Below are 15150 nucleotides of genomic sequence, written 5' to 3' on the forward strand. Positions count from 1 at the left end.
CACTAGGCAAACCGATAAACTTAAGAGAATAAAGAATGAAATTTAACAACCGTAATATTCAGTTAGGCGTCAACGTCCGGATTGGTAAGAATGTCCGAATTGGCGATAACACCACCATTTACGACAACGTTGAAGTTGGCGACAATACCATTGTTGCTAACGATTGTGTTATTGGCGAACCACAGCAAGCTTATTATTTTCAGGCTAATTATACAAATCCAGAAACGAAAATTGGTGCAAATTCCTTTATCCGCTCTCACGCTATAATATATGCGGGAAGCACATTTGGTGAAGGACTTACTACCGGACACCGCATCACAGTGCGGGAAGGAGCCCACTTTGGTACGAACTGCCTGATTAGTACAATGGTTGATATTCAGGGTAATGCTACTTTTGGCAACTATTGCCGTTTGTATAGCAACGTGCACATCTGCGAATTTTCGCGGCTGGGCAATCATGTCTTTATTTTTCCTTATACTATTTTTACCAACGACTCGCGCCCGCCTTCGAATGTGTGCATCGGGCCCACGGTAGGCGATTACACAATTATCGCGGTGCATTCGGTGGTATTGCCGGGGGTGAATATTGGGAGCAATTGCTTGATTGGTTCTAACTCGGTAGTAAGCCGTGACGTTCTGGATTACAGCTTTGCGGTAGGCAGCCCGGCTAAAGTAACACGAGACATTCGTGAAATAGGGTCCCGCGAGAAAGATGGTTCTCAGTATCCGTGGATGTACAATTTTGAGCGAGGCATGCCTTGGCAAGGGATTGGCTTTGATGCGTGGCTAAGTCAGCAGCAAAAGTGATTTCACTCTTCTCAAATTAACAAAGAATTTGCATTCTGGCCGTTAAGCGGTGCTGTTAATTAAACAAGTGCTTTGGGGTATGCTTTTATTATTCAACCAAACATGCTGATAACAGGAGTACCAATAGCAAGTGGCAAGGCACGAAATGACTGAAATGACCACGGCGAGTAAGTCACCATCGTTTACCCAACCTCCTTCAGCGCTGCCTCTGGTAAGCCTTGGGGTAGCTTCTTATAATAACGCTCGATATATCTATGAAACTCTAGATAGTATTTATTTGCTTTGCTATGCTAATAAAGAATTAATCATTGTAGATGACGCTTCAACTGACAATTCAGTAGAAGTTATCGAATCGTGGATTGCTGCTCATCCAGGGTTTCCGGCCCGACTGGTTCGTCATCTCTCCAATCGGGGCCTCTGTCAGGTGTGCAATCAACTTGTGAGCGAAGCACGGGGAGAATTCATTGCCATGATAGGCTCGGATGACCTCTATAAGCCGCACATGGTAACAGAGGCAGTCGCTGAAATGCAGCGCCGGGGGGCCAAATGTGGCGCAGTGTATGCCGACTGTGAAATGATTGACAAAGCCGGTGCCGTGCTGGCCCCTAGCTTCCTAGAGCATTTCGATTCTCGATTCGGTCCTGATTACCCGACGGGTAATATTCGTATTCCCCTATTGCGGGGCTTCTACCTGCCTGCAGCTACTGTTCTTATTCGCCGAAGTGTATTGCTACAGGTTGGTCCTTATGATGATAGGCTGCTGGCGGAGGATTTAGACATGTGGCTGCGGTTGTGCCTGCACAGTGAGTTTGCGTTTGTACCTATGGTTGTTTCTGCTTATCGGGTTCACGGCCTATCAATTACGCAGTCCAACAAGCCGGGGTTGAATGAGACTTTTTTTCACATATACAAAAAGACGCAGTTTTCTTCAGGTCCTGAAATAGAAGCCGCCCAGCATATGCTGGCCGACCATGCCGAGCATTACTACTGTAGCAAAGGAACGGCTGCTGCGCCGATGCTCTGGTACACATTCCGGGAGACCAAAAGCCCTAAGATGTTTGCTTTTTGGCTGCTTGCTCGGTCTGGCGTTACATACGCTACCCTTCGGCGTTTAGTACGCCGATAGATTTCAAGCTTACGTTTAACCCTTTTTCATGTCTGATATTTCTCGTACCAAGAGTGCCTTTTGGGGTACTATTTCTACGCAAGCGTTTACCATCATTTCCATGGTGGTGTCAATTGTAAGTACACCTTTAATGGTGAAGTATTTAGATAAAGATGCCTATGGATTATCCATTATATTCTTTCAAATTGTTAATTACCTGGCTCTTTTTGATTTCGGCCTTTCTTCTGCAGTAATTCGTAATCTGGCCTTAAACCGTGGTGACGACGAGGAAAACCGTTTGATGGTGAATAAGATTATGTCGACGGGTGTAATCGTTGGGGTGGCTTTTGGGGTTCTCGTTGCAGTTGTTGGGATAAGCTTCGCGCCTTTTTTACCGCGCGCGTACGACCTGCGGCCTGCTTTGGCTGAGCCGGCAGTGCCCATCATAATTACCCTGAGCTTGTTGGTTGGAGTACAGTTTGTACAACGGGGGTTGGGAGGTATATTTTTTGCACATCACCGACAAGTTCTAATTGCAACTCCCCTTTTTGTGTTTAACCTGTTAACCATTGGTTTAACCCTTGTTTTACTTGCCCAGGGAGTAGGTCTGTGGACGTTTGTTTACGCCAACATCTTTCAATTGGTAACCGGATTTGTTGTTCAAGTTGTCCTGCTGCGGATGTATTATCCAAAGTTGAAAATCGGGGTAAAGTTTTACGACAAGGAATTAACGCGGTCCATGTTGGGCTACGGATTTTTTATGTTCCTACAGGGACTGGCTACTCAGGTTATTTTATACACGGACCGGTTAGTTATTGGTAAAATATTGTCACTAAGCCTAGTCGCTGTATTCTCCCTTACCGTTCGTATACCTGAAGTGGGCATGAGCCTGCTCAGCCGCATTACGGATAATGCCTTGCCTGCGGTGGCCGAAATTGTGGTACACGAAGGGTCTACACGCGCCCGTGTTTACTTTCATCGCATGATGTTGCTAATTGTTGTGTTGAGCATGGCTGCATTTTGGCTTATGTTGGCTTTCGATGAATGGTTTATCCATTTATGGGTTGGGGTGGATTTCTTTGCCGGTAGGCAGGTGTTGGTGCTAGCCCTTATCATTATGGTCCAGCAGACGGTGACACGGACTGGTATTTTCTTTCTTAACGCCAAGGCCATTGTTCGTCCGCTCAGTTTCGTAGCCATAATTGAAGCTATTCTAAATTTGGCGCTGTCTATTTCATTAGGGCACTGGCTAGGCATGCCAGGCATCTTGCTAGGTACTATATTTGCCTCGATGCTGACGTCAGTATGGTATGTTCCCTTTTTGCTACGCAGGCATTTGGATATACCCTTTTACGATTCAATGATACGGCCAGTGTTGAGCCCAGTCTTGGGTATTAGCGCAGCCGGTGGAGGCATCTATTTACTAGTGCAGTTGCTCTACAATCAGGCCATGTTCAAGCATTGGCTTTGGTTTCTGCTAATTGGAGCAGTGTTGGCTGGGTTAATGGGTATATTCGTATGGCTAGTGTATTTGCGAACTGTGATGGGCGAATACGTGCCGGCCCGCTTTCGGCGTTACTTATTGGTGCCACTCTAATTTTGCTTGTTTAAGCAGCATTAATTGCCTCGCAACCCGCACAGTTACATGCGAACATTACAGTTCATGGCTATTGGGTCTGCTCAATGCTGCTAAATAGATAAATAGAATAACCCCCAGCTGTACAATTCTTAATAGAATGAACATAAAAACGAGTATTGAGGAACTTCGCCATATTTCCTATCGCTTTAAAGTTAGGTTGATTTATAATTCGGCTTTTGGGAAGGCGCTGCGCAAAACTACTTGGAAAATTGCTGGCCCAGACGACGGTGTCGTTGTTACATATTCAGACAAACATCATGTATTTGATAAACACACGACGAATCATATTCAGGACGCTCGCATAATAGAAAAGTTTGCTTGGGAAGTAAATAGGTGGAGTTTGCAGAGCGACGTAATTTTTAAACTGGAAGGTGAAATTACGGTTGAGCCCAAAAATAGCTTGGCATATTTATCCAATAATCGATTTTTCAAGCCTACCCGAAGCAATGCGCACGAATACCTGGTCCCAGAAATAAGTAAAGACCTGCTGCACCGTGCATTCAGTCGTAAATACACACATTATGATGCACTGATTCACCTTGACGGATTTATCGGTAAAAATTTATATCACTTCTTCGATGAGTCGGTGAATGCCTTGCTGCTGTTCCAGAAAGTTGATAATACTGATTTAAGAATTCCGCTGCTAATTAACGAGAAGGTATATACCCATTCCTATGTGAAATACTTGCTTGCTCTGCCCGAGTTTAAGGATTTGCAGATTGTGGTGCAGCGTGCTGATGAGTGGATAAAAGTAAAGAAATTGTATAAGGCAACACCTAGCTATTCGCTATGGGCGGATTGTTATGTAACTATGGCCCGGCACGTGGTTAAGAACCCGCATCGCCGCATTTTTCTTAATCGTAAGCCGCAATTTCAGCGCCGCCTGACCAACAACGCGGCGATTGAGGCCATCGTGAAGCAATATGGATTTGAGGTGATTTACGCCGAGGATTTGACTTATGCTGAACAGGTCGCCATGTTTGCCGAAACGGAGTATTTTATTGGCTTACATGGTGCTGGCTTTACAAACTTAATTTTTTCAGACCTGAGCCGTGTGCACGTGCTGGAGATTTTTTCAGAAAGCTTGGTGCACCCGCACTATTATTGGTACCTCGAATTACTTAAGGTGAATTATTACGATGCCATTATGGGTTCTGTGCTCGATGTTAACTGGAATTATAGCCTCGATGAGGCAATATTTTCGGAACAGATGCGGCTGATGATGCAGGAAAACAATACGCTAGGTCACCACAATAGGCCGATACCCATTGCCGGCCCAGGCATGGAAAAGTCAGTTTGATAATTGAAAAGGAATATTAGGGCATTGCCCGCTCGCTGAGCTTTGCGGCCATGATAGAAGAAGCTACACTCAATTTTACTCTTTTCAACCCGTTAAGCCGATGGCTGGGCATGCCCGGAATTTTGCTTGGAGCCATGGCTGCCCTGTTCGCGTCGATGTGGTACGTTCCATTACTTTTGTGTAAACAACTTTGTATTTCATTTCGTGAATCAACTATTCGCCTAATTTCTGGGCCAGCAATCAGCGTGAGTGGGGCCGGGGTGGCGGTATTCCTGCACAAAATCCCTATGCTTAACCATTGGCTCTGGTTTTTGCCAACAGGTGCAGTGGCCGCTGGAATAACAGGAATCTTTGTTTGGCTGGTGTACCTGCGCGAGCTGATTCGCGAATACGTGCCCGTTCGTTTACGTCGCTATTTACGTGTGCAAGGTTAATTCTGATGGTTAACAATTATTGCAATAAATAGCATGGCATCTGTACCCGCCTTCCTCAATAAAGTAACCCGTTCTATTCTTTGGCGCACTGGAATTGGACACTGGTTGGCCGCTAATTACTGGCAGAGCCAAGAAGATGGAGAGGGTTTTCGCTTTCTTTGTCAGGATTCCAGAGAAGTGTTTGCGAACATTCCGGCTAGGTTTGTTGACCTGCTGTACAGTGGCTTCATCGGCGATGAGAGCAAGCGGTGGAGCTTACAAAAAAGCTTTGTTCTGGAAGTGAGCGATGTGCTACTCGAGCCCGAGCGGTTGCTGGGGACTCGCTCGGGCATGAAGCTGGTTCAGCAAACCGTAATCTATAAGTATGCCCGACAATTCCCTTTTATTCTACCGCACCTTACGCGCCCAAATAACCCAACAAGGTTTGAGAAAGCCATTTGGTATGATGGGTCGGCTACGCGAAACTATTACCATTATTTAGTCGATGCCCTTATAAACCTGCAGCAAAGAGAGCGGAGCGGATTGCCGGATGATACGCCAGTACTCATCACGCGAAAGATGTACGAGCAAATATATTTTCAAAACTTGTACCAACTTAGCGCCGAAATGCAACAGCTTAATTGGTATGTTGTAGGCGATAAGGAATGGGTGCAAGTAGATAAGCTGTACAAGTTTCAAACAGCGCCATTTGATGCAGAGTCCTGGCAGAGAATGCGCGCAATGTATGTCCTGCCCAATCGAAAGCCTTGGCGTAAAGTGTTCCTAAATTGCGACCGAAAAAAGTACGGCCGCTACCTGACCAATGAGAACGAGGTGGTGCATATGCTGAAAGAACTCGGGTTTGAGGAGGTATTTGCCGAACACCTGACAATTGACCAACAAGCGCAATTGTTTCAGGATACCGAGTACTTAGTAGCCTTAACCGGGGCTGGTCTAATTCAGCAATTCTTTATGAATTATGACCACGGCCATGTAATCGAAATCATGCCCAGGAACCGCTTAATGCCGGAATACTATTGGCAGGCATACACCCTAGGGATGAAGTACTACCACGTGGTCGTCGGCGGCAACATGCGGGATGGTAAAGATTACCCGGTCGAAACGGAGGCGGTGAAATCTGCTGTAGTAAGAATGCTTGATAACAAGCAAGCCGGCAAGGTCTACGGGCTGACGGAACTTCCGATGGTTCACTTCTCGTCATAAATGATGAATATTCTAATTGTGTTGGAAGACCTGCGTACGGGCGGCGCGCAGACTTTTGCGCTTCGCCTGGCACAGGCATTTCACGTGGCTGGCCACAAAGTGCACCTCTATGACCATTATGCGCACTTGGTCAATAGGAATTTAATTCGGCAGTTAGCTCCAGACGTCCCCGTAATTTCCTACGGCTCGGACTCTCCGCTCCAAGACTTGCTGCTGCGAAAAGCCGATGGCCTAGGCCGGCGCCTGAACCGGCCCGACTGGCTGCGCGAATCCCTGGTTATCCAGCATTTGCGCCACACCATTCGGCGCTTGCAGCCGGATGTGGTGAACAGCCACACCATCAAAGCCGATTATGTGGCGGCCAAAGCCCTGCAGGGACTGGGTATTCCATTGGTCATCACCATGCACGGTTGTTACGAACTGTTTTTGCATAAAGCCGACGCACCGGAGGTTACTCCGAAAGGAAAGGCTGCGCTGCAGCAGGCCGCCGCAGTGGTCTATCTTACCGCCAAGAATCTGGAAATATTTGACCAGTCCGACGTCCGACCATTGCATAGCCTGCTGCATCAGCAGATTTATAATGGCTTTGATGGGCAGTCCTCGGACGAAAAGCCGCAGCATAGTCGCCATGCACTTTCCATTCCCGACGATGCCAAGGTCTTTGGCATGGTGGCGCGCGGTATTCCAGAGAAGGGGTGGGGCCATGCGGTGAATTCGTTTCTCAGTCTTGCCGCAGCCCATCCTGAAATGCACCTAGTGTTAGTGGGCGAAAGCGAGTACCTCACCGATTTACAGGCCCGGTATCCTCATCCCCGGCTGCACTTCACCGGGTTCTCTCGCAACCCGATTGATTGGGTTGAGGTGTTTGATGTCGGCCTGCTGCCAAGTTACTTCCACGCCGAGAGTCTTCCCAATTCCATTGCCGAATACCTTTCGTGCGGCAAGCCGGTTATTGCCAGTCGCATTGGGGAGGTACCCACCATGCTGGAGTCAGCCGATGGGTTGGCCGGGGTGATTATTGAACAGGCAAATTGGCAACTCACGAATCCCGTACAGCTAACGGAGGCCATGTACGCCTATTTAACCAACGCCGGCCTTCTTGCCGAGCACCAGCGGCGGGCCTTGTTGGCTTTTGAAAAATTCCGCATGAAATATTGTCTGGCGGCTTATGAGAGCCTTTTTGAACAGGCACAAAAGGTTCATTTGCAGTCGATATGAGTTCTACGCCTGACAACAGGATACGCCGTAATATTCTGATGCTAATTCCTAACCTAGGGTTGGGAGGAGCGCAGCGGGTATTTCACGACCACAGCGTGGAGCTGGCCAAGCATTACGCTGTTACGGAAGCCGTATTCAACCTGGATGGCGGCGACTTGTATCCCAGCGGCAACCCCGTGGTGAGCTTGGCCGTAGGTGGGGGGGGAGGCGCCTTGGCCAAGCTCCAGAATTTCCGTCGGCGCATCAACGAATTACGCCGCTTGCGCGAAAAGCTGCAGCCTGAGGTAGTCATCAGTCATTTGGAAGGAGCCGATTACGTTAACCTCCTGAGTGGAGGGCCCGGCAAAATCGTACTCTGTGTGCACGGTTCCAAGTTGCACGATGCCAACATCCGAGGCGTCGTGGGCTGGTTGCGTAAAAAGGTGCTGATACCCGCGCTTTACAACCGGGCCGACCGTATCGTTACCGTCAGCCGCGATATCATTCCCGAACTCGTGGATGGTTTTGGGGTCAAGCCCGAAAAGCTGTTGACCATCAATAATTTTTTCGAAGTAGCGCAAATCGAGGCGAAGAGCCGTGAACCGTTGTCGGCGGAAGAGGCTTCGGTGTATGCCGCGGCGCCGGTGCTGGTGACGTCGGGCCGGCTGACGCTCCAGAAAAATCAAGCCCCATTGCTTGACGCCTTTGCCGCGCTGCTTAAGCGGCAGCCCGCAAAACTCGTCTTCGTTGGGGATGGGGAGTTGCGCGGGGAGTTGACGGACCGGGCTCGGGCCTTGGGCTTGCGGGTGTACGCCGCCTGGGAAAGCAGCGCTACCCCGACGCCCGACCAAGACGTTTACTTTCTCGGCCTGCAGCAGAACCCGTTTAAATACATTCGACCGGCTTCGCTGTTTGTCTTTCCTTCGGCCTGGGAGGGCTTCCCCATGGCGTTGGGAGAGGCCATGATTTGCGGCGTTCCGGCCGTGACGACGGATTGCCCCACCGGCCCCCGCGAGATGCTGGCGCCTGATGCAGGCATTCCTTCAGTTGCCATTAGAAAAGCCGAAAAGGCTGATTTCGGGGTGTTAATGCCCATGCTGAACCAGCCCGCCAGCCTCGCAGCCGACCAGCAAGTGTGGACAGAGACCTTGAACTCGCTCCTTGCTGATGCCCCCGAGCGTGAGCGGTTGGGGAGGTTGGCAAGCCAGCGAATGCAGGATTTCACCCGCGAACGAATATTTAGCCAGTGGATGGGGCTATTGCATAATGTGGTGGCAAGTTCAAGTAAGTAGTTGGAGTTTCCAACCCCAGATAACAAGCGCCCCCAATCCTATAGTGCCTCGCCATTATGAATTCTATTTCTGCTCAAATATCTCCTAGCCCGGTTGCTACTAAGCCGCCGCGGATTTTTTTTCCTAATCTGGACGGCCTGCGTTTCCTGGCTTTCTTCGCCGTGTTCCTGTTCCACTCATTCTATTCCCCCGACGCAAGCGTTAAAGCGAGTTTGGTATATCAAGTACCGTATAGCATAACCCGCGATGGCTATCTAGGGGTTAACTTCTTTTTTGTCCTAAGTGGTTTTTTAATCACCTACTTACTCTTAATTGAAAAGCAACTAACTGGGCGCGTTGCAATTGGTGCTTTCTACATGCGTCGCATTTTACGCATCTGGCCCTTGTACTTTGCAGTGGTATTGTTCGGGTTTATTATTTACCCCTGGCTTAAAATGCATTTTGGGCAAAGTGCAATACAGGAGCCGGCACAACCCCTCTACTATCTACTGTTTTTGGCGAATTTTAATGAGATATATTATGGGTGCGAAACCCCTAGCTTGGCGGTGTTGTGGTCGGTAGCCGTCGAAGAGCAGTTCTACTTGGTCTGGCCGTTGTTAGTTGCCGCAGTGCCAATGCGCCGTGCCGGGTGGCTTTTTATAGGAGTGATTTTACTAAGCATGGTTTTTCGGGCATTTAACCTTGGTAGTAATTTGGTGCTCGGTCTGCATACGCTCAGCGTAATTGGCGATATGGCTATGGGAGGGTTAACGGCTTGGCTGTGCTTTCGCGACGACCGCCTGATAAAAATGGTTAAAGGTTGGTCCCGGCGGGGTATTGTTACCGGATACATCGCCGGGGTGTTATTTATTCTGGCTCGGAACCTGCTAGTCGAAATACCACCGTATTTGATTTTTGACCGGCTGCTTCTCTCCGTGTTTTTTGCTTTTATCCTGCTGGAGCAGAACTATGCTGAACACTCAGTGGTAAAAATGAGCCAGTTTCGCTTTTTGTCTTACTGGGGCACGTACACGTACGGCCTGTATTGCTTGCATTACTTGGCGCTCTTGTTTGCCATTCAAATCATGCATCGCTCGGGTCTGAACAGCACGCCCTTGGGCGTCGTAGTGGGCGACAATGTGGTGGCCCTCCTGCTGGCGTTGGCGGTAAGCTGGGTCAGCTACAATTTTTACGAGAAGCCTTTTTTAAAACTAAAGAACCGCTTTGCCTTCATCACCCGCTAATTCTAAAAAGCTACCGGTAATTCTGCTGGTTGATAATTCCCGGGCCATTACGGGCGCGCTCAACGCGCTTCGTCATGCTACGGGGCCGTTACGCGAGCAATATGGGTTTGTCTACGTGCTGCCCACGGGCAGCACTGGCCGGCCGGTACTGGAAGCCGATGGCTATCGCGTACACGAATTGCCTTTTGTCGAAATCAGTCGTCGACCATTTGATTTATTGCGCTACTTTCCACTATTGCTACTCAACGGCTGGCGTCTTCACCAATTAGCACGCCAAGAGCACGCTAGCGCCTTGCATCTTAATGATTTTTATAACTTAACTGGATATGTTGCTCGCTGGTTGAGCTTAGGTAAGATTCCCGTGCTTACGCATGTGCGGTTTCTACCACAAGCGCTCCCCCAGCTTTTTAGTAGGCCGTGGCGGTGGCTGGCTGAACACGCCGCGCAACAAGTGCTATGCGTATCAGATGCTGTGCGCGCATATTTCACATCCCGACACAATCGGGTGCAAACGGTATATGACCCTTTACCTGCAAGTGGAGAAAAATTGCCTGCCTATACCGTTGCAACCGAACAGACTAGTGCAGTGCGATTGCTTTATCTGAGCAACTACATCCGTGGTAAGGGGCAAAACTTTGCCATCGAAGCCTTTCGTATCGCTCATGCACAAAATCCGAACATCCATTTGCATTTTGTGGGTGGGGACATGGGTATGGTTAAAAATCAAGAATTCCGACGTGAGTTAGAGGCGGCTGTACAAGCTGCAGACATGACTATGTCAGTCGATTTCAGCGATTTTTCCACAGATACAGAAGCGACAATCAAAGCACATGATATAGTTCTCAATTTTTCAGAGGCAGAGTCATTCTCTCTCACATGCCTTGACGCGTTATATTATGGTGTACCATTAATAGCTTCTGATTGTGGCGGCCCTTCGGAGCTATTTGAAAATAACAAATCGGGATTGCTAGTACCGAATCGAGACGTTGTAGCTATGGCGAATGCCATAGTGAAACTGACTGCCGATAAGGATTTGCGGCATAGATTTTCTGAGTCAAGCCGTGCTTATGTACGAAGAAAATTTTCGCCGGAACGAACATATAATCTGCTAAGAGACAGTTATAATAGGGTCATTCCAGATGCTCATCAAATTGCAAAGTTTACTCATAAAGGTGATTAAAGTTTCTGCAGCCTCTACCTTTGTATCCCATGTTTTAACTACGCTAATAAATTAGCTTTTATTGCAAGAGAATTAAATTACAAAACTATCGATTGTGCGCATTTTATTTTTGGTCCCATATCCTATTGGTAGCGCTCCTTCGCAACGCTTTCGTTTCGAACAATACTTGGGTGCACTTACAACTCACGGCTATCAGTACCATTTAGCGCCGTTTTTGTCGCCAGCCACTTGGACTATTCTCTATAAGCCTGGGCACACGTTAAAGAAAACGTGGGGCATCTTAGAAGGGTTCGCACGGCGATTCCTATTGCTTTTTAGGGTACCAACTTATGACTTTGTGTTCGTCCATCGTGAAGCTGCACCCATTGGCCCACCGATATTTGAGTGGATTATTGCTAAAATCCTCAAAAAGAAAATTGTCTACGACTTTGATGATGCTATATGGCTTGCAAATACCTCTGAAACAAATAAAATTGCAGCAGGTATCAAGTGGAACCAGAAAGTAAATAACATTTGCCGATGGGCCTATAAAAATAGCTGTGGTAATGCCTACTTGGCTGATTATGCACGGCAGTTTAATCCTTGTAGTGTGGTGAACCCGACGACAATTGACACTGTGCGGCTACATAACAAGGTGCGCGACCAATCCGTATCAGGCCGCCTTGTTATTGGGTGGACCGGTACTCATTCCACTCTAAAGTATCTTGACCAAGTAGTTCCAGTATTATCCAAGTTAGAGGCCGAAGGGTTAGAATTCGAGTTTCGAGTTATCTCTAACCAGCCCCCTGCTATGAGGTTGCACTCATTAGTATTCTTGCCTTGGCAAAAAGACACTGAAATTGCCGACCTGTTAGGGTTTCATGTGGGATTGATGCCATTGGAAGATGACCTTTGGGCGAAAGGTAAATGTGCGTTCAAAGCATTACAATACATGGCACTTGGTATCCCCGCGTTGGTATCCCCTGTTGGTATGAATACGGAAGTTGTAAAGCCCGGTCAAAACGGGTTTGTCTGCGCCACACCTGACGAATGGGAAGTTAGTCTAAGATACCTTTTGACCGATTCTAATCTGCGACAAAAAATTGGTTTAGCTGCCCGCAACACAATTGAACAACGTTATTCAGTGCAAGCCAACACACCTAATTTTTTAAGCTTGTTTACCTAGACGTAGAAGTATTACCGAACTGTGCCAGCGATTTGCCGCATTCTAGGAGCGGGCACAACGAGGCTTTGAAGAATATATAAGCCACTCAGATAGAAAGGCATAAGTGGAATTTTATAGCGAACCAAGGTGCCGAAATTGCCGCTAGATATTCCTACTGAAATCGCGAAAATTAAGCTGAAAACAAAGCAAAGAGTCAGTGCTGGCGTTTTGCTGATTGCAGCAAATGTTTTAACAACACCCACACGCCATAGTATGCGGAGTGTCAGCACCAAGAAATAAGTTGCTTCCAGCGCCGACAAAGCCATTGTGGGATTTCGGGCTTCCCACAAAAAAGGGCGAAACAAAGCAACTACGAGTGCCTGAGGTGCTAGCTTGGCCATCCCCCCTAAGGTGCCATCTTGCGTGCCAATATTGTAGCCAGACCCTCGTTCCGTTGCACTGACCTGCTGCAAATAATCTGCTGTCAACTTGCTTTGCGCTCCGATGTTTTCTATATCGAAACGCGCATCGGCAGCAGAAATTTGAACAAATGTGTAGCCTGCAACCACAACACCTGCTCCTAAAAATAGGGGGGTGACCAACCAACGTACTGCTGTATTACGGATGTTTCGGGTATGCTCGTTGAATACCCATAACAACGCTGGGGGTACGAAAGCTAAAAGGATGTAAACCTTCATTGCGAAAATTACACCTATTGCACACATGCCTATCAAAGCACAGCGTAGGACATTACGCCGCTCAATGGCTCCACGGTAGAAAGTGTAAAATAACCATCCCAACGCTCCTAAGCATAGGGAGTCTTTGAGTAGCCCCGACCCCCAAAAGAATACTGATGGAAGAAAAAATACAGCAATTGCCAATTCCTTATAGGCTTGTGGCCGAATCTTGGCAAAAGTCATATACATGACCCACATACCTGAAAAAGTAGCTGTGGCAAAAAGCACAGCAATGACTGTGTAAGTATTGAAGGAAAGCAAAGCAAATACTCCCGCCACGCGTATTACAAAATACTCGTTGCTCCCACGTCCAAACCACCACATTTGGTCTGTGTACTTTTGAATTGCAGGGGTAACGTCGCCTGCAGTTGTTACAAGTTCAAAGCCAGCGGCAAACGACTCTCCAAAAGCACGGTAGATAACCCCAGCGTGCGTATAGTAATTATTGGTATCCCCCCCGTAAAGAGTATGGTAAAGGATGCCTAGTGCGATAGCACCAATTACCTTAACAGTCAGCGCCGGTATAAAATATTTTCTCGTATAAATGTTAGTTACACTAGGGCGTAGCTTAAACGCTACTAAATAAACAATAGCAATATAGATAGGGGTAATGAATAAGTCTTTTAATTCCATTGCTATCCTCTTCCGTTTTTCTTTAACCACGCCTTCGCCTCTTTATGTTGCTCCGACTTACGCTCAGCCTTGTTAGCTACAACTTCGTAGTAACGCCTTGCCGCTACTGCATCCTTATCTTTAACGGCTAAGCGAGCTAAGTTCATATTAGCATACAAGTAAAACCCGCCGGAAGTATCCCCAGTACTCTCTGAAAACACGATGCACCGCTGGTAGTAGTCCTTGGCTTTGGCCAGGTCGCGGTAGCGGTTCTGCATTAGGTAGCCCAGGAAGTAGCTGGCATAGCGACCGCTGATGCCTTCGTAGCCGGGCATGCCCTTATTTATCTTATCAAGGATTTCGCGGCTTACCCGCTCGCAGTCGGCAAAATCACCTTGGTCGTATGCAAGGTGGGCGTAGAAGCGTTGGAAGTAGCCGTTGTCGGGGTAGGTGGTGGCTAGGTAGCGAGCCACGGGCAGAGCCTCTTCGGCGTTGTTTTCTTCATTCTTGAGGATGCGCATAAGGTATACGCGTGCTTCAGTAGCCGTGTAGAAGCCGTTGGTGGCCACACTGCGGAGCTGCTGCAAGCCCAGCTTTTTGTCTCCCCTGGGAAAGAACAGAAGCACTGGTTTCAGCAAGGGGTAGTTTTCGCTTATCCAAACGGCGTAGTAGTTGAGCAGGGCCTGGCCAAACTGAAACTCAGGGCTGAGGCTATTGGCTTCCTGGCTCTTCTTTAAAAAGTTTAGCGAACGCCGGGAGTTAACAGTGGCTTTGCGCCAGTCGTGTCGCTCGCCGTGCATGCGAGCGCTGAAGCCGTAGGCGGCCGAAAGGAAAAAGCTTGCCTCGTAGTTGTTGTTGTCGGCGTCGTAAAGCTTTTGGGCTTTGGTGACGGCCGTGTCCATGTAGGCGAAAAAGGGCTTGTCGTACTGCTGCGTCTGGATGTTAGTAGGTACAATTTTCCACCACGTGCTCAGGCCCAGCAGGAAGTAGGGCATGGGGTGGTTGGGGTAGCGGCGCCGTAGGGAGCGGAACTGCTTTTCAGCCTTCTCGTACTTAAAATTATATATGTTGTAGACAGCGCCATCCAACTCGAGTTGAATATCCTTGTCCAGTAGTAGCCAACCTTTGGTGTCGATAGCGGAAGGCAAGACACCTACGGAATCGAGTGCCACCGTCTTCATGGGGGGCGGAATGCGCACTGTATCCGGCTTCTGGGCCATGCTAAGCAGCGGCAGGAATAGCAGCCCCAAGCAGATACAAACCAGCGAACGCAGCATA

The 15150-nt window shown here is 48.3% G+C and carries 13 protein-coding genes; 11 read left to right on the forward strand and 2 right to left on the reverse strand.

Going from position 1 to position 15150, the window contains the following annotated elements; all coding sequences use genetic code 11:
• The first annotated feature begins 35 nt into the window (after positions 1 to 35).
• The 11 genes from ACP7AJ_RS13590 to ACP7AJ_RS13640 all read left to right on the forward strand — a co-directional run bounded on the left by ACP7AJ_RS13590 (position 36) and on the right by ACP7AJ_RS13640 (position 12544).
• Complete coding sequence (locus ACP7AJ_RS13590) at positions 36 to 806, forward strand: DapH/DapD/GlmU-related protein (protein ID WP_426060753.1); 771 nt, start codon at positions 36 to 38, stop codon at positions 804 to 806.
• A 145-nt stretch (positions 807 to 951) separates the two neighbouring features.
• Positions 952 to 1932, forward strand: coding sequence for a glycosyltransferase (locus ACP7AJ_RS13595; RefSeq protein ID WP_426060754.1), 981 nt, complete (start codon positions 952 to 954; stop codon positions 1930 to 1932).
• A gap of 28 nt (positions 1933 to 1960) precedes the next feature.
• Positions 1961 to 3508 (forward strand): lipopolysaccharide biosynthesis protein, encoded by a 1548-nt coding sequence (locus ACP7AJ_RS13600; protein WP_426060755.1) that lies wholly within the window; start codon positions 1961 to 1963, stop codon positions 3506 to 3508.
• Positions 3509 to 3647: 139 nt separating this feature from the next.
• Positions 3648 to 4850 carry a glycosyltransferase family 61 protein gene (locus ACP7AJ_RS13605; protein WP_426060756.1) on the forward strand — a complete coding sequence of 401 codons (1203 nt, stop codon included), beginning with the start codon at positions 3648 to 3650 and terminating at the stop codon, positions 4848 to 4850.
• A gap of 50 nt (positions 4851 to 4900) precedes the next feature.
• The gene (locus ACP7AJ_RS13610; RefSeq protein ID WP_426060757.1) at positions 4901 to 5284 is read left to right on the forward strand and encodes a hypothetical protein; all 384 of its coding nucleotides are present in this window, start codon (positions 4901 to 4903) and stop codon (positions 5282 to 5284) included.
• Between the two features lie 33 nt (positions 5285 to 5317).
• Positions 5318 to 6487: a glycosyltransferase family 61 protein gene (locus ACP7AJ_RS13615; RefSeq protein ID WP_426060758.1), complete on the forward strand. Its 1170-nt coding sequence runs from the start codon at positions 5318 to 5320 to the stop codon at positions 6485 to 6487.
• A complete protein-coding gene (locus tag ACP7AJ_RS13620; RefSeq protein WP_426060759.1) occupies positions 6488 to 7705 on the forward strand; it encodes a glycosyltransferase family 4 protein in 1218 nt (405 codons plus the stop codon).
• Positions 7702 to 8976, forward strand: coding sequence for a glycosyltransferase (locus tag ACP7AJ_RS13625; RefSeq protein ID WP_426060760.1), 1275 nt, complete (start codon positions 7702 to 7704; stop codon positions 8974 to 8976). The genes ACP7AJ_RS13620 and ACP7AJ_RS13625 overlap by 4 nt, the downstream gene beginning before the upstream one ends.
• Positions 8977 to 9032: 56 nt before the next feature.
• A complete protein-coding gene (locus tag ACP7AJ_RS13630; protein WP_426060761.1) occupies positions 9033 to 10199 on the forward strand; it encodes an acyltransferase family protein in 1167 nt (388 codons plus the stop codon).
• Positions 10180 to 11379: a glycosyltransferase family 4 protein gene (locus ACP7AJ_RS13635; RefSeq protein WP_426060762.1), complete on the forward strand. Its 1200-nt coding sequence runs from the start codon at positions 10180 to 10182 to the stop codon at positions 11377 to 11379. The genes ACP7AJ_RS13630 and ACP7AJ_RS13635 overlap by 20 nt, the downstream gene beginning before the upstream one ends.
• Positions 11380 to 11473: 94 nt before the next feature.
• On the forward strand, positions 11474 to 12544 hold the full coding sequence (locus tag ACP7AJ_RS13640) for a glycosyltransferase family 4 protein (RefSeq protein ID WP_426060763.1): 1071 nt from the start codon (positions 11474 to 11476) through the stop codon (positions 12542 to 12544).
• 11 nt (positions 12545 to 12555) lie between these two features.
• Here ACP7AJ_RS13640 and ACP7AJ_RS13645 read toward each other — a convergent pair whose 3' ends face one another.
• Positions 12556 to 13893, reverse strand: coding sequence for a hypothetical protein (locus tag ACP7AJ_RS13645; protein ID WP_426060764.1), 1338 nt, complete (start codon positions 13891 to 13893; stop codon positions 12556 to 12558).
• Positions 13894 to 13895: 2 nt separating this feature from the next.
• Entirely contained in the window at positions 13896 to 15149 is a 1254-nt protein-coding gene (locus ACP7AJ_RS13650) for a tetratricopeptide repeat protein (protein ID WP_426060765.1), read from the reverse strand.
• Position 15150: the final 1 nt, after the last annotated feature.

It is taken from the genome of Hymenobacter sp. B1770, assembly GCF_049896385.1.
Classification (GTDB): Bacteria; Bacteroidota; Bacteroidia; order Cytophagales; family Hymenobacteraceae; genus Hymenobacter.

What these genes read in the sequence shown, in the direction of transcription:
- ACP7AJ_RS13590 (WP_426060753.1), top strand. Translation starts at nt 36, where the DNA reads ATGAAATTTAACAACCGTAATATTCAGTTAGGCGTCAACGTCCGGATT.
- ACP7AJ_RS13620 (WP_426060759.1), top strand. Translation starts at nt 6,488, where the DNA reads ATGATGAATATTCTAATTGTGTTGGAAGACCTGCGTACGGGCGGCGCG.
- ACP7AJ_RS13600 (WP_426060755.1), top strand. Translation starts at nt 1,961, where the DNA reads ATGTCTGATATTTCTCGTACCAAGAGTGCCTTTTGGGGTACTATTTCT.
- ACP7AJ_RS13615 (WP_426060758.1), top strand. Translation starts at nt 5,318, where the DNA reads ATGGCATCTGTACCCGCCTTCCTCAATAAAGTAACCCGTTCTATTCTT.
- ACP7AJ_RS13595 (WP_426060754.1), top strand. Translation starts at nt 952, where the DNA reads ATGACTGAAATGACCACGGCGAGTAAGTCACCATCGTTTACCCAACCT.
- ACP7AJ_RS13610 (WP_426060757.1), top strand. Translation starts at nt 4,901, where the DNA reads ATGATAGAAGAAGCTACACTCAATTTTACTCTTTTCAACCCGTTAAGC.
- ACP7AJ_RS13625 (WP_426060760.1), top strand. Translation starts at nt 7,702, where the DNA reads ATGAGTTCTACGCCTGACAACAGGATACGCCGTAATATTCTGATGCTA.
- ACP7AJ_RS13650 (WP_426060765.1), bottom strand. Translation starts at nt 15,149, where the DNA reads ATGCTGCGTTCGCTGGTTTGTATCTGCTTGGGGCTGCTATTCCTGCCG.
- ACP7AJ_RS13605 (WP_426060756.1), top strand. Translation starts at nt 3,648, where the DNA reads ATGAACATAAAAACGAGTATTGAGGAACTTCGCCATATTTCCTATCGC.
- ACP7AJ_RS13645 (WP_426060764.1), bottom strand. Translation starts at nt 13,893, where the DNA reads ATGGAATTAAAAGACTTATTCATTACCCCTATCTATATTGCTATTGTT.
- ACP7AJ_RS13630 (WP_426060761.1), top strand. Translation starts at nt 9,033, where the DNA reads ATGAATTCTATTTCTGCTCAAATATCTCCTAGCCCGGTTGCTACTAAG.